We start from the raw sequence: 22,624 nt of genomic DNA, 5'->3' as shown, positions 1-22,624 counted from the left end.
CATGATCCAGACGAAGGCCGTTTCCGCGTACGGCGGTTACCGAACCGAGTGATCAAGTACGAGGCGCCGTTCGATCTCGGACGTTAAAGATCAAGTTAGTCACAGCACCAGGGAGCCAGGAGACCGTAGGCGCGCAGCGTCAGCAGCGCCTCCAGGGTGGCGATCGGCCGCCGTTCCAGCGCGCTGCCCGGCGCCCACGCCCCCCGGATCACCGGCCAGCCGCCGTCGGGCTGCTGCAGACCGGCCAAGTGGTGCAGCGAGCGGCGCAGCTCCGCGTCCGTGAACCAGCCGCGGGCCAGCGACTCGGGGCGCCGGGCGAGGTCGTACGGATGGAGGCGCTCGCCCGGGGCGTAGCCGGGGGCCGAGGGGTACGCCTCCTCGTGCGCGGGGTCCAGGACGACGAGCCGCCGCTCGCGCGCGAGGCGGCCGAGCCGGTCCGCGGCCACCGCGGCCCGCGGCCGGTCGGGGGCTCCGTCCAGGAAGGCCACCGCGCTCTGGAGTTCGTAGGGGTGCGGGTCGCGCAGGTTCTCCACCCGGTCCCAGCAGAAGTCGGTCGCCCGGAACAGCCACGCGTGCCAGATCCGGTTGCGGTGCAGGATCCCCACGACGGGGCCCGTGGTCAGCAGATCGCCCGGCGGGTCGTCGTGCGGCGGATGGTAGGGGGCCGCCGGGTAGCCGCCGGACCCCGGGGAGAGCACCCCGAGCGCCCCCTCCGGGGTGGAGACCCGGGTCAGGTGGCCGCAGAGCCGCTCGATGCGCCGGCCGGAGCAGCGGCCGAGGCCGTCCAGGACGCGCAGGGCGTGGACGGTGTGCAGCGGATGGCTCAGGGGGCCGCGCACGTCCGGGTCGAGGGCGTGGCCGTAGCCGCCGTCGCCGCCGAGGTAGGCGCCGAGGGCGGCGTCCACCGGGTCGGCGTCCCCGCCGAGGAAGTGGAACGCGAACCGCCGCTGCTCGAGGACCCGGGCGGTGAGCCAGATGAACTGCTCGGCGCGGGCCAGCGGGGCCGGCGGGCCCGCCCCGGCCGCGGCCACCGCCGCGGCCGTCGCCGGGTCCGCCGGGTCCGCCGGGGCCGTCAGCGCCGGCGTGGAAGCTTCGTCTCCAGGCATGCGAGAAACCGTAGGGGCCCGTCGCGTGCCGAGGGGGACCGAACGCGGCCGGTGCACTCTCCGGGGCGCGATACTGGGGGCATGCGGTTGACGATTTTCTGGGAGCGGATGGCCGAGCACTTCGGCGCGGGCTACGCGGACTCCTTCGCGCGGGACCACGTCATGACGGAGCTCGGGGGCCGCACGGTCCACGAGGCGCTGGACGCGGGCTGGGAGGCCAAGGACGTGTGGCGCGCGGTGTGTTCGGCCGTGGACGTACCGGCCTCCTTGCGCTGATGCGCCCGCGGGGTTGTCCCTCCGGGGGCCGGGTGGGACAGACTTGGCGGCGTGGCAGCCACTGATGAGACGACGAGCCCCCAGCCCGAGAGGGCCGGACCGGTCCCCGGCGACGGTGATGCCGGTGGTGTACCGCCCGACGTGGCCGCCCCCGTTCCCGTCCCCCCGCCCCCGCCGGGCGCGGACGGGGCCCGGATGCCGCGCTGGCTGCCGCGCGCGGTGGTCCTCGTCCTCGCGCTCGTCGCCTGCTTCGAGCTCGGCAGCTGGGCCTTCCACCAGCTGATCGGGCTGTTGATCAACATCCTGATCGCGTTCTTCCTCGCGCTCGCGATCGAACCGGCCGTGGCCAGGATGGCGGCCCGCGGGGTGCGCCGCGGGCTCGCCGCCTTCCTGGTGTTCCTCGGGGTGTTCGTCGCGTCCGCCGGATTCGTCGTCCTGCTCGGCTCGATCCTCGCCTCGCAGATCGTCGATCTGGTGGAAGGCTTCCCGGGCTATCTCGACTCGGTGATCGGTTCGATCAACGACACCTTCCACACGGACCTGTCCCGGCTGGACATCCAGGACAGCCTGCTGCACTCGGACTGGCTGCAGAAGTACGTGCAGAACAGCGCGAGCGGGGTGCTCGACGTGTCCGCCACCGTGCTCGGCGGGCTCTTCAAGCTGCTGACGATCGGGCTGTTCTCCTTCTACTTCGCCGCCGACGGACCGCGGCTGCGGCGCGCCCTGTGCTCCGTGCTGCCGCCCGCGAAGCAGGCGGAGGTCCTGCGGGCCTGGGAGATCGCCGTCACCAAGACGGGCGGCTACCTCTACTCGCGCGGACTGATGGCGCTGGTCTCCGGGGCCGCGCACTACGTCTGCTTCGCGGTGCTCGACGTGCCGTACGCGCCCGCGCTCGCGGTGTGGGTGGGGCTGGTATCGCAGTTCATCCCCACCATCGGCACCTACCTGGCGGGCGCGCTGCCGGTCCTGCTCGCCTTCACGGTCAGCCCCTGGTACGCGCTGTACGTGCTCGGATTCGTGGTCGTGTACCAGCAGTTCGAGAACTACGTGCTCCAGCCGAAGCTGACCGCGAAGACCGTCGACATCCACCCGGCGGTGGCCTTCGGATCGGTCATCGCCGGTACCGCCCTGCTGGGCGCGGTCGGGGCGCTCATCGCGATCCCGGCCGTGGCCACGTTGCAGGCGTTCCTCGGCGCGTACGTGAAGCGGTACGCGGTGGCGGGGGAGGACGACGCCTCCGGGGGGAGCGCTACTCCTTCGTCGCGCCGCCGAGTACGGATTCCAGGGCTTCGGTGACGGTCGCCTCGGTGGCGGCCTTGTCGATGCCGAGGGAGGAGAGCAGGCCTTCGCCGTCCTCGAGTTCGAGGAGGGCGAGGAGGATGTGCTCGGTGCCGACGTAGCTGTGGCCCAGGCGCAGGGCCTCGCGGAAGGTGAGTTCGAGCGCCTTCTTGGCGGTGGCGTCGAAGGGGACGAGCGCGGGCAGTTCGGCGACGGACGCGGGCAGCACGGCGGTCGCGGCGGCGCGCAGGTCCTGCGGGTCGACGCCCTGCGCCCGCAGGGCGAGCACGGCGAGGGCCTCGGGATCGGCGAGCAGTCCGAGGACCAGGTGTGCGGCGCCGATCTCGGTGTTGCCGGCCGCGCGGGCCTCGTTCTGTGCGGTCACGACGACGTTGCGGGCGCGGGGCGTGAAGCGGCCGAAGCCCTGGGCCGCGTCGACGTCGGCGCCTTCCCCGGCCTTGTCGGCCTTGGGGACGAAGCGCTTCTGGGCGGCCTGGCGGGTGACGCCCATGCTGCGGCCGATGTCGGTCCAGGAGGCGCCGGAGCGGCGGGCCTGGTCGACGAAGTGGCCGATGAGGTGGTCCGCGACGTCCCCGAGCGCCTCGGCGGCGACGACCGCGCCGCTGAGCTGCTCCAGGGTGTCGGGGTGGACCTTCTTGATGGCCTCGATGAGGTCGTCGAGGCGTACCGGATTGGTCATGCGAACGGGTTCCACCGAAGGGTTCGTCATAAGTGCAACCCTAGGTTGACAGTCCGACGAGTGTCAACCCTGGGTTGTCAATCGGTCGGCGAGGCGCCCGCGCGGTTGCCCCGTAGCGCGAACGACGCGCGCTCGCGCCAGGCCGTGCCGTCGTAGGCCACCAGCTTCACCGAGGACACGCGGGAGGTGAGCGGGAGCCGGCCGGCGAGGTCGGCCTCGGCCGCGTCGAGGTCCGCGGCCCCTGCGCCCTGGGCCACGGTGAGGTGCGGGACCGTGTCGGGGTACCGCCCTCCGTAGGGCGGGGCCTCCGGCCACCGTCCGGCGACCTCCGAGGTCAGGCGGCGCAGCGGGCCGGCCGGTTCGGGGGCGAGGTACAGGCACCCCGGGAAGCGGCCGGTGCGCTCGAAGCGCAGGTCGAAGGCGGGGCGGGGGTGCAGGATCCCGGCGAGCCCGGCGTGGACGGAGGCGTCGATCCGGCTCTCGTCGAGGAACGGGTAGAGCACGCTCACGTGCGCCGGGACTCCGGCCCGGGCCACGGGGTCGAGCCGGCTCCGCCAGTCGCCGACGAGGGGATCGGCCTCGGGCACCAGGGCGATGAGGGCCGTCCGGCCCACCGGGAACATGCGGGACGTGTCGTCTGTCATGGCACCGGATCCTGCCAGCAGCCGGTGGGGCGGACGGGCCCGGCGTGGCGCGCTTGACAGGGAAATCGAACACGCATTCTTATTGGTTATCCACAGCCAAACCGGGCGGGGGACCGCGTTGTCAGTGGCAGGCGTTAGCGTCAATGGCGTGAAGCGATCGACTCAAGCAAATCGGGTGGAACCCATGGCAGGCAACGACCGCGAGAAGGCTCTCGACGCCGCTCTCGCACAGATTGAACGGCAATTCGGCAAGGGCGCCGTGATGCGGCTCGGCGACAAGCCGAACGACCCCATCGACGTCATCCCCACCGGCTCCACCGCGCTGGACATCGCGCTCGGCGTCGGCGGGCTGCCCCGCGGCCGCGTGGTCGAGGTGTACGGACCGGAATCCTCCGGTAAGACGACCCTGACCCTCCACGCCGTCGCCAACGCGCAGAAGGCCGGCGGCACCGTTGCCTTCGTGGACGCCGAGCACGCCCTCGACCCCGAGTACGCCAAGGCCCTCGGTGTCGACACCGACAACCTCATCCTGTCCCAGCCGGACACGGGCGAGCAGGCGCTCGAGATCGTCGACATGCTGGTCCGCTCCGGCGCGCTCGACCTGATCGTCATCGACTCCGTCGCGGCGCTCGTGCCGCGCGCCGAGATCGAGGGCGAGATGGGCGACTCGCACGTGGGTCTCCAGGCCCGACTGATGAGCCAGGCCCTCCGGAAGATCACCGGTGCGCTCAACCAGTCCAAGACCACCGCGATCTTCATCAACCAGCTCCGCGAGAAGATCGGTGTGATGTTCGGCTCGCCGGAGACCACCACCGGTGGCCGCGCGCTGAAGTTCTACGCCTCCGTGCGCCTCGACATCCGGCGCATCGAGACCCTCAAGGACGGCACGGACGCGGTCGGCAACCGCACCCGCGTCAAGGTCGTCAAGAACAAGGTCGCGCCGCCCTTCAAGCAGGCCGAGTTCGACATCCTCTACGGCCACGGCATCAGCCGCGAGGGCGGCCTGATCGACATGGGCGTGGAGCACGGCTTCGTCCGCAAGGCCGGCGCCTGGTACACGTACGAGGGCGACCAGCTCGGCCAGGGCAAGGAGAACGCGCGGAAGTTCCTGTGCGACAACCCCGCCCTCTCCGACGAGATCGAGCGGAAGATCAAGGAGAAGCTGGGCGTGGGTGTCCGCAAGGACGCCGCCGCCACGACCGAGGCCGGCGCGGACGCGTCCACCGAGACGCCGGCCGTGGCCGTTCCCGCGTCGAAGGCCAAGATCGCGGCCAAGTCCACCGTCGCCAAGAGCTGATCCGTGGGGGAGCAGGAAAGGGGCGGCGGCGCGGACGGCGGTGAGGACCACCGCGAGGGCGGTCGCGAAGGCGGTCGCCGGGGCCGCCGCGAAGGCGGCCGGGGCGGCCGTCGCGCGGAGGGCCGGGAAGACCGTCCCGAGCTGCCGCCCCAGACTCCCGAGGAGCAGGCGCGGGCGATCTGCCTGCGCCTGCTGACCGGGATGCCGCGGACCCGGCGGCAGCTCGCGGACGCCCTGGCCAAGCGGGACATCCCCGAGGAGGTCGCGGAGCAGGTCCTCTCCCGGTTCGAGGAAGTGGGCCTGATCGACGACGCCGCGTTCGCCGAAGCCTGGGTCGAGGCCCGGCACCGCGGCAGGGGCCTGGCCCGCCGGGCGCTCGCCCAGGAGCTCCGCACCAAGGGGGTGGAGCCCACCCTCGTGCAGGAGGCCCTGGAACAACTGGACTCCGACCAGGAGGAGGAGACCGCCCGAGAGCTCGTCGAGCGCAAGCTCCGCACCACCCGGGGCCTGGAGCGGGACAAGCGGATCCGGCGCCTCGCCGGGATGCTCGCCCGCAAGGGATACCCGCAGGGCATGGCCCTGCAGGTGGTCCGGCGCGCGCTCGAGGCGGAGGGCGAGAACACCGACGACCTGGGGTACCCCGGGAGCTGAACCCGCTCCCGGGGTGGGGGTAGCCCCCGGAGCCGGATGCCGGGACGCTCCACTGACCCGGAGCCTTCCCGGCGGCAGAGTTGCCGCCATGATGCTGCGCTACGCACTCCAGACCGTCAGGCACCGCAAGGCCGGGTTCCTCGGAGCCTTCGTCGCCCTGTGGTGCGCGGCGGCCCTCGTCACCGCCTGCGGCACCCTCCTGGAGACGGGGCTCCGCGGAAGGATCGCCACCGAGCGCTACGCAGGCGCCCCGGTGGTCGTCTCCGCCGACCAGAACGTCCACGCGACGACGGTCAAGGCGAAGAAGGGCGATCCGCGGAAGAGCAAGACGAAGCACAAGGCCAAGCCCGTCGCCGAACGGGCCTGGCTGCCGGCCGCCACCGTCGACACCGTCCGCGCGGTACCGGGCGTCCAGCGGGCCGTCCCCGAGCTCACCTTCCAGGCCGTGCCGCTCGTGCGGGGAACCCCGGGCATCCAGGACGCGGGCGGCGCCAAGGCCTCGTACGGGCACGCCTGGAGTTCCGCCGTGCTCACCCCCTTCGGGCTCACCGAAGGCCGTGCCCCCCAGGGCGGTGACGAGCTCGTCGTCGACCGTGCACTCGCCGCCCGGGCGGGCCTGAAGCCCGGCTCCCGGCTCACCGTGCAGTCTACCGGCGACCCCAGGACGTACGAGGTCAGCGGGATCGCGGCCACGGACGCGACCGGGCCGGGGACCGGGGCGGGAGCCGGGGCCGGGGCTCCTGGGGCCGGCGGGGGCCTCGCGCAGCAGGGGGCGCTGTTCTTCAGCGACGCCGAAGCCCAGCGCCTCGCTGCCCGCGACGGCCAGGTCAGCGCCATCGGAGTGTTCCCCGGGCCCGGGGTCGACGCCGCCGCACTCGCCGACCGGATCCGCCGGGCGCTCCACGGCACCACCGCGCAGGTGGCCTCCGGCGACGGCCGCGGCCCGGTCGAGTTCCTCGACGCCGCCGGAGCCCGCGTCAAGCTGGTCTCCATGGGCGGCGCCATGGGCGGCACCTCGCTCCTCGTGGCGGTCCTCGTGGTCGTCGGAACCTTCGCCCTCTCCGTCCAGCAGCGCCACCGCGAACTGGCCCTGCTCCGCGCCATCGCCGCCACGCCCCGCCAGCTGCGCCGCCTGATCGGCCGCGAGGCACTGCTCGTCGGCCTGGCCGCCGGCGTCGCCGGAGCCCTCGCCGGACTCCCGCTCGCCGCCTGGCTGCACGGCCGGCTCATCGACAGCGGGGTCGTCCCCGCCACGCTGGAGCGCACCGCCGGCATCTTCCCGATGGCCGCCGCCGTCGGCGCGAGCCTGCTCGGAGCCTGGGCGGCGGCCCGCATCACCGCACGGCGCGTCGCCCGCATCCGTCCCGCCGAGGCGCTCGCCGAGGCCGCCGTCGAGCGGAGCCGGCCCGCGTGGGCGCGGAGCGCCGTCGGGATGCTGATGCTGGCCGCGGGGGCGGTCCTGGTCGCCGTACTGAGCGCGCTGCGTACCGAGCCCGCGTCGACACCGGTCACCTTCCTCGCCGTCGTGGTGCTCGCCGGAGCGGTCTCGCTGCTGGGACCCCTCATCGTCAGGGGCGCGACCGCGGTGCTCGCCGGACCGCTGCGCCTGGCGGGCGCGGGCGGCCACCTGGCCGGCGCGAACCTGCGCGGCCGTGCCACCCGCATGGCCTCCGCCGTCACCCCCCTCACGCTGCTGATCGCGATGACGAGCACCGTCCTCTTCATCACCCCGACCCTCGGCGAGGCGGCCCGGGCCCAGGCCCGCGAAGGGGTCCGGGCCGGATGGGTCCTCGCGGACCAGGGGCCCGGCGTACCCGGCGGCGCCGTCGCGCGGATCCGCAGCACCCCCGGGGTCGAGGCGGCCACCGAGATCGTGCACACGTCGGTACGGGTGGGCCTGACGAAGTACGCGGCCCAGGGCGTGAGCCCGGCCGGGCTGGAGCGGACCTGGGACCCCGGAGTGAGGGGCGGCAGTCTGGCGGGCTTCGGGGAAGGGAGCGTGGCGGTGAGCGAACTGGCCGCCGGTCAGCTGGGCTTGAAGCCGGGCAGCCTGCTGGCCCTGACCCTGGGCGACGGGACCCCGGTCACCCTGACCGTGTCGGCGGTGTACGCGCGGGGGCTGGGCTTCGGCGACCTGACGCTGCCGCACGACCTGGTGGCCGCACACGCCGACAACCCGCTGGCGAGCGCGGTCCTGATCGCCGCGGCGCCCGGAACCGGCAGGGGACAACTGGCCGGGGCCGTAAGGGACTACCCGGGCGTGGCCGTCCTCTCGGCGGCCGAGGCGGACGGGGCGCGGGCGCAACGGCAGGCCGCCGGGGCGGAGATCAACCTGCTGGCGATGGGCCTCGTCCTGGCCTTCACCGCGATCTCGGTGGTGAACACGCTGGCGATGTCCACGGCCGAACGGCTGCGGGAGTTCGCGATGCTGCGGCTGACCGGGGCCACCCGGCGGCAGGTCCGGGCGATGGTGCGGGTGGAGGCGCTGGCGGTGCTGCTGATGGGGGCGGTCCTGGGGTCGGGCATCGCACTGGCGGTCCTCACCGCGTTCAGCGTGGGCATGACCGGGGTGGCCGCGCCGGTGGTGCTTCCCCTGGTGTACGGCCTGCTCGTCGCCGGGGCCGGTCTGCTGGCGCTGTGCGCGACGGGGGTGGCGGGCCGGCTGGCCCTCCGGGTCCCTACGGTGTCCGGGGCCAAGGCCTAGCGGGCCACCGCCGCGCGGGGCCAAGGCCTAGCGGGCCACCGCCGCGCGGGGCCGTTCCCACCCCGCCCCCCGTTGCCCGGGCTCGGCCCGGACCCGCCACCGGCTACCGCTGGGAGGAGCCCCTGGCGGGGCTGTGTTTCAGCCCCGCCAGGGGACGCTTCATGAAGGAACGACTGGGAGCCCCGCCGACCGCCACGCCTGGAACCCGCCCACCAGGTCCGTGGCATTGCGCAGGGACAGCGCGTGGAGCGAGGCCGCCGCGAGGGTGGAGGCGTAGCCCTCGTTGCAGACGACGACGATCCGGACGTCGTGGTCCGTTGCTTCGGGCAGGCGGTGGGAGCCCTCCGGGTCCAGCCGCCATTCCAGTTCGTTGCGCTCGATCACCAGCGCACCCGGGATCAGGCCGTCGCGCTCGCGCAGGGCCTGGTAGCGGATGTCCACCAGCAGGGCCCCGCCGAGGAACGCCGCGTGGGCCTCGGCCGGGTCCACGCGGGTGTACGTCGTGCGCAGCCGGTCCACGAGGGCGTCGATGCCGCTCACTGCCAGTCCGCCGGACGCTCGACCTGCTCCAGCGTGAGCACCGGGCCGGTGCGGCTGTAGCGGCGGATCGACGGGAGCGGCGGGTAGTACGCGTGGACGGAGATCGCGTGCTCGGTCCCGGACTCGTTCAGCACCTCGTGCACGTGGTGCTCCCCGAAGGCCCGCCCGGTGCCCGCGTCCAGGCCGCGCGTGCGGTCCACTCCGGGGGCCAGGGACAGGGACTGCCAGCCCTCCGAGGGGAGGCGGACGGCCAGGGAGTTCTCGGTGAGGCGGCCGCGGGCGGTGGTGAACGCGCCCCGGGACTCGGCGTGGTCGTGCCAGCCGGTGCCGGTGCCCGGCGGCCAGCCGATCAGCCAGGCCTCGCTGCCTCCCGGCCCGTCGAGCCGGATCCACGTCCGGCCCTCGGCGTCGAGGGGGAGGGAGGCGATCAGCTCGGGGTCGGAGGCGACGCGGCTCGTGAAGGCGAGCAACTCCGCGGCCGAGACGGCGGCGGGCTCAGGGGCCGTCGCCGCAACGACAGGGGCCGCCGCCGGAACGGGAATCGGGGCGGGAGCCGGGGCGTGCGCGGGTACGGGGGCAAGTACAGACATGGAGGGGGACCGTCCTGGGGTTCGCGAGAGCGCGCGGCACGGGGCAGGCGCGCGGAGGAAGGCGAATCAGCAGGAAGGGCGACACACGCAGCCCGCGTAGCGGAGCAGGTCCATGTGGACCCTCCGCCACAGGCGCACGTCGTTGCCGGTCATGTGCGTGAGTGAAGCACGAGTCGGCCGGAGGGTCAATCGATCACCGGTGCGACGACCGGCGCGACGGAAGGAGGGGGTGAAGAGGAGGAGGCCGGGGCGGAGGGGGCCGGCGGTCCGTGCCGGACCGCGTCCGCGGCCTCGTACAGCTCGGCCGGGCGGACGCCGGCGAAGGTCGCCGCGAGATGTCCGTCGGGCCGGACGAGGAGCACGGTGTGGGCCGCGGCCCCCGGGTAACTGTCCGCCACCAGCAGGTCGGCCCGCATCGGGAGCGCGCCGACGGCGGCCGCGAGGCGGGGCATCAGGCCGGCGCCCACCCAGTGGCGCCGGTCCCAGACGCCCGTGCCGGGGGCGACCAGGACGACCAGGAGCCTGCCCCGGCCCAGCTGGTCGCGCAGCGGAACCGTGGAGCCGTCGGGTGCGGTGACCGGGATGTTCTCGACGGGCCCGCCCGGCTCGGTGGCGGTCGGTACCTGGCGTACGGCCACGGGCGGGGCGTACACCGGCTCCGCGCCCAGCGGGCCGCGCCCCAAGTGGCCGTCGGTCAGAAGGGATTCGGCGGAGCGTGAGGCACCGGGCAGGTAGGTGCGCAAGCCGCCCCCGGCGCGCAGCGCGGGCAGGGCCTGGTCGGCGACGCGCAGCCGGGCGGCGATGGCCCGGCGGCGCTCGTCCTCGTAACTGTCGAGGAGCTCTTCGGAGGCTCCCTGGTGCCAGGCCAGGGCCAGCTTCCAGGCGAGGTTCTCGGCGTCCCGGAGCCCTTCCTCGACGCCCTGGGTGCCGAGCGCGCCGAGCAGGTGCGCGGCGTCCCCGGCGAGGAAGGCCCGGCCGTCGCGCCAGCGCCGGGCGAGCCGGTGGTGCAGGGTGTGGACCCCGGTGTCGAGGAGGTCGTAGGGGGGAGTCGTGCCCCCGCACCACAGCGCGAGGCTGTCGCGGATGAGGACCACGAGGGCGTCGGGGGTCACGAGGTCCCCGCGCGCGGGGAGCAGCCAGTCCAGCCGGTACACGCCGTCGGCCAGCGGCCGGGCGGTGACCTCCTCGGGCGGACTGCGGTGCAGCAACGCCTCGCCCGGCCAGGGAAGTTCGGTGCGCAGGGCGGCCACCGCGTGGCGCTCGACGGCGGTGCGGCCGGGGAAGCGGATGCCGAGCAGCTTGCGCACGGTGGAGCGGGCTCCGTCGCAGCCGACCAGGTAACTCCCGCGCCACCACGTGGTTTCGGCGCCCCGGGTGTGGGCGGTGACGCCTTGGCCGTCCTGCTCCAGGGAGTCGAGCTTGCACTCGGTGACCAGCTGGACCAGCGGGTGCGCGGCGGCGGCGTGGCGCAGCCCGCGGGTCAGGGCGTGCTGGGGCAGGTGGATCGGGGCCGGGCCGTCCTCGAAAGTGATCCGCTGGGAGTCGCGGCCGCGGCGCATCGTGCGCCAGGCGGTGAAGTACGCGCCCTCGTCGCGCAGGGTCGTACAGCCCAGCCGGTGCACCATGGCGGCGGCGCCGGCGTGCAGGGCGACGGTGCGGGCGGGACGGGATTCCTCCTTGCCGGGTCCTTCGTCGAGCACGACGCAGGGCACGCCCTGGCCGGCCAGGGCGAGGGACAGGGACAGTCCGACGGGCCCCGCGCCGACGACGATCACCGGGTCCATGATGTGGCTCCCGGTGTCCGGTATGTGATCACAGAACGTATGCAACCCACTGGTGGTGCCTGCGTCAAGTGACGCCGGTCGGGACAATGCCGAGTGGTGCGACGGATGAGATCCGCCGCACCACTCGTGTCCCATCAGTGTACTGACCGGCTGTCAGGCCGGGGGCCGGACCTTGATCCGACTCTCCGTCAAGTGATCCCTCGGGCGTCCGTCAGGTGGACGCGCCCGCGTCGAACTGGGTCGCCGGGACGGTCGCGTCCGTGGTCCGCGTCGACTTGCGCAGACGGCCCTCGAGCCAGGAGGCCAAGGTGGTGAGGGTGAAGTTCACCGCGATGTAGATCGCCGCGATCACCACGAGGGTCGGGATGGTGTTGCTGTAGTTGGCGGCGATCTGCCGGTTCATCGACAGCAGTTCGGCCAGGCCCAGCAGCGCGCCGCCGATCGCCGTGTCCTTGAGGATCACCACGAGTTGGCTGACCAGCGCCGGCAGCATGGCGGTGACCGCCTGCGGGAGCAGGACGTAGGTCATGACCTGGCCCTTGCGCATGCCGATGGCCTTCGCGGCGTCGGTCTGGCCGCTCGGGAGCGACTGGACGCCGGCCCGGACGATCTCGCCGATGACCGCGGAGTTGTACAGGACCAGGCCGGCGACCACGGCGTACAGGGGCCGTATCTCGGAGCCCACCGCGGTGTACTGCACGAAGAAGGTGGAGCCGAAGATCATCAGCATCAGTACCGGGATGGCCCGGAAGAACTCGACCCAGGTGCCCGCGACGCCGCGTACCCACGCGTGGTCGGAGAGCCGGCCGATGCCGAGCAGGGCGCCCAGCGGCAGGGCGATCACCATCGCTATGGCGCCGGCCTTCAGGGTCTCGAGGAGGCCGGGGAGCAGGAACGTCGTCCAGATCTGGCCGTCGGTGACGAAGGGGGTCCACTTGTCGGCATCGAGCTGGTTCTTGTCCGCCAGGGCGGACAGCACCCACCACAGGAGGGCCGCGGCCACGACGAGGAAGATCCCGCTGTAGATCCAGTTGCGCGCCTTGGCCTTGGGGCCGGGGGCGTCGTACAGCACGGAAGTCATCGCTTTACCGCCACTCGCTTGGCCACCCAGCCGAGCAGCAGGCCGGTGGGCAGGGTCAGAAGGACGAAGCCGAGGGCGAAGATCCCGAAGACGGCGAAGAGGTCCTGCGGCTCGTTCTCGACCATCTCCTTCATCAGGAGGGAGGCTTCGGCCACGCCGATGGCCGCCGCCACCGTGGTGTTCTTGGTGAGGGCGATCAGTACGTTGGCCAGCGGTGCGACGACCGCCCGGAAGGCCTGGGGGAGCACGATCAGGGTGAGCGTCTGGACGAAGCTCATGCCCAGCGCGCGAGAGGCTTCGGCCTGGCCGACCGGGACCGTGTTGATGCCCGAGCGCAGCGCCTCGCAGACGAAGGTGCCGGTGTAGGCGATGAATCCGAGGACCGCGAGCCGGAAGCCGATGTCCTTGAAGGTGCCGCCGCCGAGCGTGACGCCGAGGGTCTGGTTGAGACCCAGCGAACAACCGATGATCAGCACGGTCAGCGGGATGTTCCGCACGAGGTTGACGTACGCGGTGCCGAAGCCACGCATCAGCGGGACCGGGCTGACCCGCATCCCGGCGAGGACGGTGCCCCAGACGAGGGACCCGACGGCCGAGTAGAGGGTGAGCTGAACCGTCACCCAGAAGGCACCGAGCAGGTCGTACTGCCCGGAATCAAGAAAATCGAACACGATGGTCTGCGCTCTCCCCAGGATGGCCAGGTTGGCCGGCGGGGACGGCGCCGCCCACGGCAGGCGGGCGGCGGCGTCCCTCACCGATGGATGGCCGGCGAACCGGCCGCCGGGTCAGCTGCCTTCGGTGACCGCGGGAGCCGGCTCGTTCTTGTAGTCGGCCGGGCCGAAGTTCTTCTTCACGGCCGCTTCCCAGGCGCCGTCCGCTTCCATCTTCTTGATGGCGGCGTTGACCTTGGTCTGAAGGTCCTTGTCACCCTTCTTCAGACCGATGCCGTAGTTCTCGTTGCTCAGGCTCAGCCCGACCAGCTTGAACTTGCCCTTGTTCTTGTCCTGGGCGGCGTAACCGGCCAGGATCGAGTTGTCCGTGGTCAGCGCGTCGACGACCTTGTTCTCCAGGCCGGTCAGGCAGTCGGAGTAACCCGGGTACTCCTGCAGGTCGGCCTCGGGGGCCAGCTTGGTCTTGACGTTCTGCGCCGAGGTGGAGCCGGTGACGGAGCAGAGCTTCTTCTTGTTGAGGTCCTCGGCCTTGGTGATCGAGGTGTCGCTGGCACGGACCAGCAGGTCCTGGTGCGCGAGGAAGTACGGGCCGGCGAAGTCGACCTTCTCCTTGCGCTTGTCGTTGATCGAGTAGCTCGCGACGATCAGCTTCACGTCGCCGTTGGCCAGGAGGTTCTCGCGCTCGGCGCTGACGGCCTGCTTGAACTCGATCTGGTCCGGCGCGTAGCCGAGCTCCTTGGCCACGTACGTCGCCACGTCCACGTCGAAGCCCGTGAACTTGCCGTCGGGGGTCTTGAGGCCCACACCCGGCTGGTCGAACTTGATGCCGATGACGATCTTGTCCTTCTTGGCACCGGCGCTCGAGCCGGCCTCGCCGGCGGGCTTGTCGCTGTCGCCGCCACAGGCGGTCGCGGTCAGGGCGAGAGCTACGGCGACGGCGGCGGCCGCGCCGACCTTGGAGAGCTTCATGGTGGACTTCCCTCGAAGTGAGACGTGAGACAGACGTGAGAGTTGCTTGCCGGACGACGATCCGTCACCGGATCACTACCAGATGCGAAGCTCAGTGGTGCAGGATCTTCGACAGGAAGTCCTTGGCGCGGTCACTGCGCGGGTTGCTGAAGAACTGCTCGGGCGTGGCCTCTTCGACGATCTTCCCGTCGGCCATGAACACGACCCGGTTGGCCGCGGAGCGGGCGAAGCCCATCTCGTGCGTGACGACCACCATGGTCATTCCCTCGCGGGCGAGCTGCTGCATGACCTCCAGCACCTCGTTGATCATCTCGGGGTCGAGCGCCGAGGTCGGCTCGTCGAACAGCATCACCTTCGGGTCCATCGCCAGCGCACGGGCGATCGCGACCCGCTGCTGCTGGCCGCCCGAGAGCTGGGCCGGGTACTTGTCGGCCTGCGAGCCGACGCCCACGCGGTCGAGGAGCGACTTCGCCTTCTCGAGCGCCGCGGCCTGGTCCGTCTTGCGGACCTTCAGCTGGCCCAGCATGACGTTCTGCAGCACCGTCTTGTGGGCGAAGAGGTTGAAGGACTGGAAGACCATGCCCACGTCGGCGCGCAGCCGGGCCAGTTCGCGTCCCTCGGACGGGAGTTGCTTCCCGTCGACCGTGATGGTGCCGGAGTCGATCGTCTCCAGGCGGTTGATGGTCCGGCACAGCGTCGACTTGCCCGACCCCGAAGGGCCGATCACCACGACGACCTCACCGCGGGCAATGCTCAGATCGATGTCCTGAAGCACGTGCAGCGCGCCGAAGTGCTTGTTTACGTTGTTCAGCACCACCAGGTCGTCCGGGGCACCGGCCGCGTCCCGCACGTCCTTGGTCACTGATACTCCGCTCATCGGCTTCTAGCTCCGTCCTCCGTCGGTTGGGAGGACAGTAGTGAGGTGACGCTCACACCGTCATCACATCTGAGGGAGAATTGAGCATAACGATCGGGCCTCGCACCGATACGCTCCGTACGCGCAGGGCCGCTTGCGGGCCTGCGGGCCTGCCGGGCGCATAACGGAAGCAGCACGGAAGCCCCGTCGGACCACAACCGCCTTGACGTGGGAGTCTCCATCGGCGTGGATGCTTGGTGGCCGTGAAACGGACGGCCGCCGAACGACTCGTGGACGATGTGACCACCGGACGCCCGCACGATGTGACCACGGGACGCCCGACGGACCAGGCAGAGGGAGAGAGGGGGACGACATGAGACTGCTACTCGTCGAGGACGACGACCACGTCGCCGCCGCCCTGTCCGCGATCCTCGCCCGGCACGGCTTCCGGGTCACGCATGCCCGCAGCGGTGAGGAGGCCCTCCAGGCCCTGCTGCCTGCCGGCGCCGCGGGCTGCGCCGCCCCCTACGGGGTGATCCTGCTCGACCTCGGTCTGCCCGACCAGGACGGGTACGAGGTGTGCGGCAAGATCCGCAAGCGCACCAGTACGCCCGTCATCATGGTCACCGCGCGGGCCGATGTGCGCTCCCGCATCCACGGCCTCAACATGGGCGCCGACGACTACGTCACCAAGCCGTACGACACGGGAGAACTCCTCGCCCGCATCCATGCCGTCGCCCGCCGCACCGGCGCCTCGGAGGAGACCGTCGCCGGCGGGACGGCCGCGCCCGGGACCGTCCTTCTCGGACCGGTCGGCGTCGAGCTGTCCACCCGCCGGGTCAGCGTCAACGGCGACGACGTACCGCTCACCCGCAAGGAATTCGATCTGCTGGCCCTGCTCGCGCAGCGCCCCGGCGTCGTCTTCCGCCGCGAGCAGATCATCAGCGAGGTCTGGCGGACCAGCTGGGAGGGGACCGGCCGGACCCTCGAGGTGCACGTGGCCTCGCTGCGTTCCAAGCTGCGGATGCCGGCGTTGATCGAGACCGTGCGCGGTGTCGGTTACCGGCTCGTCGTGCCGCCCGCCCCGCAGGCCGCTGCCATCGTGCCCGGCGACTCCGCGCCGCCCGCCCTCTAGCGGGACCCGTCGTGCGCGCCCGCCTGCTTCCCCTGCTCGTCGTCCTGATGGCGGGTGTGCTCCTCGCCCTCGGCTTCCCGCTCGCGGTGTCGCTGGCCGCCGGGCAGCAGCAGCGGGTGGTCGTCGACCGGATCGACGACAGCGCCCGCTTCGCCGCGCTCGCCCAGTTCGTCATCGACGCCGAGGGCTCGAACGCCAGCGGCGCCGACGAGCGCCGCGAAACCCTCCAGCTCGAACTGGCCCGCTACCAGGAGCTGTACGGGATCCGCGTCGGCATCTTCCTGCGCGACGACAACGCCATGGTCCGCGCCCCCGGCTGGTGGCAGTTCCCCAAGACGAGAGAGGGCCGCCTCGCCTTCGAGGCAGCCCTCGCCGGACGCCGCAGCCACGACCCGGGCCAGGTGTGGCCCTGGCAGACCCAGGGCAAACTCCTCGTCGCCTCCCCGGTCGTCCTCGACGGGGACGTGGTCGCCGTCGTGGCCACCGAGTCGCCCACCGACCAGATGCGCGCCCGGATCCTGTGGGGCTGGCTGCTCATCGCCGCCGGGCTCGGCGCCGCCATGCTCCTCGCGTTCGGCGCCGCCCTGCGGCTGACCAGCTGGGTGCTCAAGCCCGTCCAGACCCTCGACGCCGCCGCCCACGGCATCGCCACCGGGCGGATGAACTCCCGCGTCGCGGCCGCCGGCGGCCCCCCGGAACTCAGACGCCTGGCCCGCTCGTTCAACGAGATGGCCGACAACGTCGAGGAGGTCCTGGAGCAGCAGCGGGCCTTCGTCGCGGACGCCTCGCACCAGCTGCGCAACCCCCTCGCCGCGCTGCTCCTGCGGATCGAGCTGCTCGCCCTGGAACTCCCCGAGGGCAACGAGGAGATCGCCTCCGTCCGTACGGAGGGCAAGCGCCTGACGCAGGTCCTGGACGATCTGCTGGACCTGGCGCTCGCCGAGCACGCCAGCGCCGAGATCAGCCTCGTCGACATCGCGGGGCTGGCCGCCGAGCGGGTCACCGCCTGGCGGCCGTTCGCCGAGGAGAAGGGCGTCCGGCTCACCGGTACGGGACGCACCGCCGCCACCGGCTGGGCCGACCCGATCGCCCTGTCCAGCGCGCTCGACGCCGTCATCGACAACGCCCTCAAGTTCACGCCGGAGGGAGAGGAAGTCGAGGTGTCGCTCTCCGTGGCCGGCGATGAGGTGCGGGTCGTGGTCGCCGACCGGGGGCCCGGCCTCACCGAAGAGGAGCTGCTCCGCGTCGGAGACCGGTTCTGGCGCAGCGGCCGCCACCAGAACGTCAAGGGCTCCGGGCTCGGCCTGTCCATCTCCCGCGCCCTGCTCGCCGCCGGCGGCGGGTCCCTCTCCTACGCCACGAACCCGCCGCACGGCCTGCGGGTGACGGTGGCCGTCCCGCGCACCGACCCCGCCGCCGCCCTGCCCGAGTGAACCGCGGGGGCCCCGGCTCCCAGGGCCCCGGCCGTACGCCGGAGGGAGGGCCGGGGAGGCCGGGGAACTCCTCGCCGTCCTGGCGGGGAGCGCGCCGGCATCCCGCGAGGCGAGCGCCCCCGGCTGGAGCCCCGCGAGAGTACGGCGCCGCCGCCGGCCGCATACTGAATTCCGGACCCCTTCCTGGAGCGCCCCGTGACCCCTCCCCCTCCCGCCCCCGCACCGACCTCCGCGTTTCCCGGCCCCCGCGCCGGCTCGGGAGGCGAAACCGGCCTGACGGTCGCGATCGACATCGGGGGCACGAAGATCGCCGGCGCGCTGGTGGACTCCGACGGCGCGATGACGGCCACCACCCGGCGTCCCACCCCGCGCGGCACGGACGCGGACACCGTCTTCGCGGCCGTCGCCGAGGTGGTGGCCGAGCTCGCGGAGTCCCCGCTCTGGCCCTCGGCGGTCCGCTGCGGGATCGGCAGCGCGGGTCCGGTGGACTCCGCGCTCGGCACGGTCAGCCCGGTGAACATCACCGCCTGGCGGGGCTACCCCGTCCAGGCGCGGGTGGAGGAACGACTCGCGGAGCACGGGGCACGGATCCCGACGGTGCTGGCGGGCGACGGCGTGGCGATGACCGCCGCCGAGCACTGGCTGGGCGCGGCCCGTGGGCACGCCAACGCGCTCTGCATGGTGGTCTCCACCGGGGTCGGCGGCGGCCTCGTCCTGAACAACCAGCTCCACCCCGGCCCCACCGGAAACGCGGGCCACATCGGCCACATCAGCGTCGCCCTCGACGGGGAGCCGTGCGCGTGCGGCGGCCGAGGCTGCGTGGAGTCCATCGCCTCCGGCACCGCGATCGCCCACTGGGCGCTGGCGCAGGGCTGGTCCCCGGACGGGGATCCCACCGCGGCGGGCGTGGCCGCGGCCGCGCAGGCCGGCGACCCCGTCGCGCTGGCCGCCTTCGACCGCGCGGGCCGTGCGCTCGCCGCGGCGATCGCGGCCACGGCCACCCTCGTCGAGACCGACATCGCGGTCATCGGCGGCGGGGTGGCCGCCTCCGGGGACATCCTCTTCGGGCCGGTCCGGGCGCACCTGGCCTCGTACGCGACGCTGTCCTTCGTACGGGACCTCCAGGTGGTCCCGGCGAGCCTGGGCACGCACGCGGGCCTGATCGGCGCGGCCGCGGCCGCGACGATGCTGCTGCCGTCCTGAGCCCCGCCCGTCCCGGGGCCCCGGCCCCGGGAGCCGGGACCGCCGCTACGGCTTGACGGAGCGGTAGTACCGGGCCGCGCCCTCGTGCAGCGCCAGCGGATCCGTGTAGATCGCCGTCCGCAGGTCCACCAGCTGCGCCGCGTGCACCTGGTGCCCGATCCAGTCCCGGCTCAGGATCACGGTGCGGGTGAACTGCTCCGTCAGCTCGGCTCCCGTGTCGTCCCGGGTCACCAGCAGGTTCGGAACCGCCACGGTGGCCACCGCCGAGGTGTTGCGGGCCCGCGCGTACGCGTCCTGCGGCATCACCGCGGCCCGGTAGTAGCGCGCCGGGCTGCCGCTGGCCTGGAGCGCCTCCACCAGGTCCCCGAGCTGGACGAGCCGGATCTCGAAGCGCTCCGACAGCTCGCGCACGGCACTGGTCGGCAACCCGCCCGACCAGAAGAACGCGTCGATCCGGCCGGCCTCGAGCTCCGCCGGCATCGTGTCGATGCCTATGGCCACCGGGGTGATGTCACGGGCGGGATCCAGCCCCGCCGCCGTGAGCAGCCGCTCCGAGATCAGCCGCACCCCCGAACCGTTCTGGCCGATCGCGACCCGTTTGCCGCGCAGGTCCCGCGCCGACTGGACCGGCGAACCGGCGGGCACCACCAGCTGCACGTAGTCGTCGTAGAGCCGGGCGCAGCCGCGCAGCCGCTCCGCGCCCGCCTTGCGGTCGACGCGGTACTTGGCCACCGCGTCCGCCGTCGCGACCGTGAAGTCCGCCTCGCCGGCGGCCACCCGCTGCAGGTTCTGCTGCGAACCCTCGCTGGTCTCCAGCCGTACGCGCACCTCGGGCATGTCCTCGGCGAGCGCCTGCTCCAGCAGCAGCCCGTACCGGTGGTAGACGCCGTTCTGGACGCCGGTGCTGAAGGTGAGGTCGCCCTTGAGCTCCGGCTCCCCGAAGGGCCGCAGCCACCAGACGAGGGCGCAGAGCACGGCCAGTACGGCCACCAGGGCCCGCAGGGCACGGCGCCTGCTGATCCGGGGCGGTACGAGAGGCATGGCAGCGATCCTGCCACCGCCCCGCCCTCCTGTCACGGCCCGCCCTTCCGGCCCGGGAGCGGGCGGCCGCCGGCCCCCCGGCCCGGCCCCCGACCCCGCCGCGCGACGGAACGCCCCGGAGCGCGCCCTTACCCTTGTTGCATGAGCAGCGAGGGCCGCAGTGTCGGCAACCCCGACACCAGGAGTGAAGCCGTGGACGAAGCACAGCACGCCGTGACCAGAAGTTACGAGGTGCGCACCTACGGGTGCCAGATGAACGTGCACGACTCCGAGCGGCTGTCCGGTCTGCTGGAGGACGCCGGGTACGTCCGCGCCCCCGAGGGGTCCGACGGCGACGCCGACGTCGTCGTCTTCAACACCTGCGCCGTCCGCGAGAACGCCGACAACAAGCTCTACGGCAACCTCGGCCGCCTCGCCCCGATGAAGACCAAGCGCCCCGGCATGCAGATCGCCGTCGGCGGCTGCCTCGCGCAGAAGGACCGCGACACGATCGTGGCCCGCGCCCCCTGGGTCGACGTCGTCTTCGGCACGCACAACATCGGCAAGCTGCCGGTGCTGCTGGAGCGCGCCCGCATCCAGGAAGAGGCGCAGGTCGAGATCGCCGAGTCGCTGGAGGCCTTCCCCTCCACGCTGCCGACCCGGCGCGAGTCCGCGTACGCCGCCTGGGTCTCGATCTCCGTGGGCTGCAACAACACCTGCACGTTCTGCATCGTCCCGGCCCTGCGCGGCAAGGAGGAGGACCGCCGCCCCGGCGACATCCTCGCCGAGGTCGAGGCCCTGGTCGCCGAGGGCGTCTCCGAGATCACCCTGCTCGGCCAGAACGTCAACGCCTACGGCTCCGACCTCGGCGACCGCGAGGCCTTCTCCAAGCTGCTGCGCGCCTGCGGCGCCATCGAGGGCCTGGAGCGGGTCCGCTTCACCTCCCCGCATCCGCGAGACTTCACGGACGACGTGATCGCGGCGATGGCGCAGACCCCGAACGTCATGCCGCAGCTCCACATGCCGATGCAGTCCGGATCGGACACGATCCTGAAGGCGATGCGCCGCTCGTACCGCCAGGAGCGCTTCCTCGGCATCATCGAGAAGGTCCGCGCCGCGATCCCGCACGCGGCGATCTCCACGGACATCATCGTGGGCTTCCCCGGCGAGACCGAGGAGGACTTCCAGCAGACGATGCACGCGGTGCGCGAGGCCCGTTTCGCGAACGCGTTCACCTTCCAGTACTCCAAGCGCCCGGGCACCCCGGCCGCGGACATGGAGGGGCAGATCCCCAAGGAGGTCGTCCAGGAGCGGTACATGCGCCTGGTCGCCCTTCAGGAGGAGATCTCCTGGAGCGAGAACAAGAAGCAGGTCGGCCGCACGCTGGAGGTCATGGTCGCCGAGGGGGAGGGCCGCAAGGACGGCGCCACGCACCGGCTGTCCGGGCGCGCCCCCGACAACCGGCTCGTCCACTTCACCAAGCCGGCGGACGAGGTCCGGCCCGGTGACGTGGTGACCGTCGAGATCACCTACGCGGCTCCGCACCACCTCCTCGCCGAGGGCCCGACCGGAGCGGTACGCCGCACGCGCGCGGGCGACGCCTGGGAGAAGCGCAACGCGGCTCCGGCGCAGCCGAAGGGCGTCCTCCTCGGCATCCCGACGCTGGGTGTCCCGGCCCCCCTCCCGGTGACCACGTCGGGCTGCGCGGTTCCCACGTCCTCCTGAGGCAGTCCCCGCGCGGAGGGCCCGGGCCCTCCGCGCGGGCCCCCTGGTCCGGGCGGCCGACGCGGGCCGCCGACGCGGGATCCGGAGGGGCGCGGCAGCCCCCGGCCGGCTGCGGCTACGCTGCGGATCATGCTCGTTGCCGCCGCCGTCTGCCCCGCCCCGCCGATGCTCGTGCCCGAGCTCGCCGCGGGGGCCGCCGCCGAACTCGGCGATGCCCGCACCGCGTGTTCCGACGCGCTGTCCGTGCTCGCCGCCTCCCGGCCCGATCTGCTCGTGGTTCTCGGCGCGGCCGACCGGGACCACCACGGCTCCTACCCCCAGGGCGCCCGCGGCAGCTTCCGCGGATTCGGGGTCGACGCGGACGTACGCCTGGGTGAGGGCGATGAGGGCCCGCGCCTGTTGCCCGCCCCGCTCGCCATCGGCGCCTGGCTGCTCGGCCGTGCCGGCTGGGGCGTCGCGCCCGTGGAAGGGTTCGGGGTCGCCGAGCCGCTCGACACCGCGCGGTGCCTGGAGACCGGCCGGGAGCTCGCCGGGCGCGACGCCCGGGTCGCGCTGCTCGTCATGGGCGACGGCAGCGCCTGCCGCTCCCTCAAGGCCCCCGGCTACTTCGACGAGCGCGCCGCCGGATTCGACGCGGAGGCCGCCCGCGCGCTCGGCGCCGCCGACGTGGCCGCCCTCGCCGCCCTCGACCCCGAGCTGGCCGCCGAGGTCCAAGCCGCCGGGCGGGCCCCCTGGCAGGTGCTGGCCGGCGCCGCCGAGGGCGCCGGGCTCGAAGGGCGGCTGCTGTACGAGGACGCGCCCTACGGGGTGGGGTACTTCGTGGCCGCCTGGTCGTAAGGGGCAACGGGGAACGCGCAAGAACCCGGGACACGCCGGACCCGTGACGGCCTGCCGGCGAGCACGGCGAAGGGGCGCGGCGCCACCCGCGCGGGGGGGGCCCGCCCCACCCGGGCCCGGGTCA

Annotated in this window: 22 protein-coding genes; 10 read left to right on the top strand and 12 right to left on the bottom strand. The window is 72.9% G+C overall.

All coding sequences use genetic code 11. The features are described from left to right. Positions 1–95: 95 nt before the first annotated feature. On the bottom strand, positions 96–1,106 hold the full coding sequence (locus ABZY44_RS32030; protein WP_356659984.1) for a hypothetical protein: 1,011 nt from the start codon (positions 1,104–1,106) through the stop codon (positions 96–98). A gap of 81 nt (positions 1,107–1,187) precedes the next feature. Here ABZY44_RS32030 and ABZY44_RS32025 point away from each other — a divergent pair, with 81 nt between their 5' ends. Next, positions 1,188–1,382 carry a DUF3046 domain-containing protein gene (locus ABZY44_RS32025; RefSeq protein ID WP_214955542.1) on the top strand — a complete coding sequence of 65 codons (195 nt, stop codon included), beginning with the start codon at positions 1,188–1,190 and terminating at the stop codon, positions 1,380–1,382. Positions 1,383–1,523: 141 nt separating this feature from the next. Further along, positions 1,524–2,678 carry an AI-2E family transporter gene (locus ABZY44_RS32020; RefSeq protein WP_356659992.1) on the top strand — a complete coding sequence of 385 codons (1,155 nt, stop codon included), beginning with the start codon at positions 1,524–1,526 and terminating at the stop codon, positions 2,676–2,678. Here the strand turns inward: ABZY44_RS32020 and ABZY44_RS32015 are convergent. Continuing rightward, positions 2,632–3,390, bottom strand: a complete 759-nt coding sequence (locus tag ABZY44_RS32015) for a Clp protease N-terminal domain-containing protein (protein WP_356659982.1) — start codon at positions 3,388–3,390, stop codon at positions 2,632–2,634. The two genes, ABZY44_RS32020 and ABZY44_RS32015, sit on opposite strands and share 47 nt — an antisense overlap. Positions 3,391–3,437: 47 nt before the next feature. Then, positions 3,438–4,004 (bottom strand): 2'-5' RNA ligase family protein, encoded by a 567-nt coding sequence (locus tag ABZY44_RS32010; RefSeq protein ID WP_356659980.1) that lies wholly within the window; start codon positions 4,002–4,004, stop codon positions 3,438–3,440. Positions 4,005–4,188: 184 nt separating this feature from the next. On the opposite strand from ABZY44_RS32010, the gene recA reads away from it, so the two are divergent. From recA to ABZY44_RS31995, 3 genes are all read left to right on the top strand, one after another. Continuing rightward, positions 4,189–5,301 (top strand): recombinase RecA, encoded by a 1,113-nt coding sequence (gene recA / locus ABZY44_RS32005; RefSeq protein WP_356659978.1) that lies wholly within the window; start codon positions 4,189–4,191, stop codon positions 5,299–5,301. 3 nt (positions 5,302–5,304) lie between these two features. Beyond that, a complete protein-coding gene (gene recX / locus ABZY44_RS32000) occupies positions 5,305–5,952 on the top strand; it encodes a recombination regulator RecX (RefSeq protein ID WP_356659976.1) in 648 nt (215 codons plus the stop codon). An 88-nt stretch (positions 5,953–6,040) separates the two neighbouring features. Next, positions 6,041–8,656 carry an ABC transporter permease gene (locus ABZY44_RS31995; protein WP_356659974.1) on the top strand — a complete coding sequence of 872 codons (2,616 nt, stop codon included), beginning with the start codon at positions 6,041–6,043 and terminating at the stop codon, positions 8,654–8,656. A gap of 159 nt (positions 8,657–8,815) precedes the next feature. Here the strand turns inward: ABZY44_RS31995 and ABZY44_RS31990 are convergent, their stop codons facing one another. From ABZY44_RS31990 to ABZY44_RS31955, 8 genes are all read right to left on the bottom strand, one after another. Then, the gene (locus ABZY44_RS31990) at positions 8,816–9,202 is read right to left on the bottom strand and encodes a rhodanese-like domain-containing protein (protein ID WP_356659990.1); all 387 of its coding nucleotides are present in this window, start codon (positions 9,200–9,202) and stop codon (positions 8,816–8,818) included. Continuing rightward, positions 9,193–9,786, bottom strand: coding sequence for a cysteine dioxygenase (locus ABZY44_RS31985; protein WP_356659972.1), 594 nt, complete (start codon positions 9,784–9,786; stop codon positions 9,193–9,195). The genes ABZY44_RS31990 and ABZY44_RS31985 overlap by 10 nt, the downstream gene beginning before the upstream one ends. A gap of 66 nt (positions 9,787–9,852) precedes the next feature. Beyond that, the gene (locus tag ABZY44_RS31980; protein ID WP_311318651.1) at positions 9,853–9,939 is read right to left on the bottom strand and encodes a putative leader peptide; all 87 of its coding nucleotides are present in this window, start codon (positions 9,937–9,939) and stop codon (positions 9,853–9,855) included. 32 nt (positions 9,940–9,971) lie between these two features. Beyond that, the gene (locus tag ABZY44_RS31975) at positions 9,972–11,570 is read right to left on the bottom strand and encodes an FAD-dependent monooxygenase (protein WP_356659970.1); all 1,599 of its coding nucleotides are present in this window, start codon (positions 11,568–11,570) and stop codon (positions 9,972–9,974) included. Positions 11,571–11,781: 211 nt separating this feature from the next. Beyond that, positions 11,782–12,651, bottom strand: coding sequence for an amino acid ABC transporter permease (locus ABZY44_RS31970; protein ID WP_356659968.1), 870 nt, complete (start codon positions 12,649–12,651; stop codon positions 11,782–11,784). Beyond that, a complete protein-coding gene (locus ABZY44_RS31965) occupies positions 12,648–13,322 on the bottom strand; it encodes an amino acid ABC transporter permease (RefSeq protein ID WP_356659988.1) in 675 nt (224 codons plus the stop codon). The genes ABZY44_RS31970 and ABZY44_RS31965 overlap by 4 nt, the downstream gene beginning before the upstream one ends. Before the next feature lie 114 nt (positions 13,323–13,436). Further along, positions 13,437–14,291, bottom strand: a complete 855-nt coding sequence (locus ABZY44_RS31960) for a glutamate ABC transporter substrate-binding protein (RefSeq protein WP_356659966.1) — start codon at positions 14,289–14,291, stop codon at positions 13,437–13,439. 91 nt (positions 14,292–14,382) lie between these two features. Continuing rightward, the gene (locus ABZY44_RS31955; RefSeq protein ID WP_356659964.1) at positions 14,383–15,168 is read right to left on the bottom strand and encodes an amino acid ABC transporter ATP-binding protein; all 786 of its coding nucleotides are present in this window, start codon (positions 15,166–15,168) and stop codon (positions 14,383–14,385) included. A 352-nt stretch (positions 15,169–15,520) separates the two neighbouring features. Between ABZY44_RS31955 and ABZY44_RS31950 the strand changes: the two genes are divergently transcribed. From ABZY44_RS31950 to ABZY44_RS31940, 3 genes are all read left to right on the top strand, one after another. Next, positions 15,521–16,282 (top strand): response regulator transcription factor, encoded by a 762-nt coding sequence (locus tag ABZY44_RS31950; RefSeq protein ID WP_356659962.1) that lies wholly within the window; start codon positions 15,521–15,523, stop codon positions 16,280–16,282. An 11-nt stretch (positions 16,283–16,293) separates the two neighbouring features. Then, positions 16,294–17,715, top strand: a complete 1,422-nt coding sequence (locus tag ABZY44_RS31945) for a HAMP domain-containing sensor histidine kinase (protein WP_356659960.1) — start codon at positions 16,294–16,296, stop codon at positions 17,713–17,715. A 273-nt stretch (positions 17,716–17,988) separates the two neighbouring features. After that, positions 17,989–18,918: an ROK family protein gene (locus tag ABZY44_RS31940; protein ID WP_356659986.1), complete on the top strand. Its 930-nt coding sequence runs from the start codon at positions 17,989–17,991 to the stop codon at positions 18,916–18,918. A 45-nt stretch (positions 18,919–18,963) separates the two neighbouring features. Here ABZY44_RS31940 and ABZY44_RS31935 read toward each other — a convergent pair whose 3' ends face one another. Next, complete coding sequence (locus ABZY44_RS31935) at positions 18,964–19,959, bottom strand: TAXI family TRAP transporter solute-binding subunit (protein ID WP_356659958.1); 996 nt, start codon at positions 19,957–19,959, stop codon at positions 18,964–18,966. A 141-nt stretch (positions 19,960–20,100) separates the two neighbouring features. Here ABZY44_RS31935 and miaB point away from each other — a divergent pair, with 141 nt between their 5' ends. Beyond that, positions 20,101–21,663: a tRNA (N6-isopentenyl adenosine(37)-C2)-methylthiotransferase MiaB gene (gene miaB, locus ABZY44_RS31930; RefSeq protein ID WP_356659956.1), complete on the top strand. Its 1,563-nt coding sequence runs from the start codon at positions 20,101–20,103 to the stop codon at positions 21,661–21,663. 129 nt (positions 21,664–21,792) lie between these two features. Further along, on the top strand, positions 21,793–22,500 hold the full coding sequence (locus tag ABZY44_RS31925) for a class III extradiol dioxygenase subunit B-like domain-containing protein (RefSeq protein WP_356659954.1): 708 nt from the start codon (positions 21,793–21,795) through the stop codon (positions 22,498–22,500). Positions 22,501–22,624 lie beyond the last annotated feature (124 nt).

Source organism: Streptomyces sp. NPDC006544 (assembly GCF_040611715.1).
In the GTDB taxonomy this organism is placed as follows: Bacteria; Actinomycetota; Actinomycetes; order Streptomycetales; family Streptomycetaceae; genus Streptomyces.
Note: the sequence above shows the minus strand (reverse complement) of the source record. Positions and strands in the feature narration are given on the sequence as shown.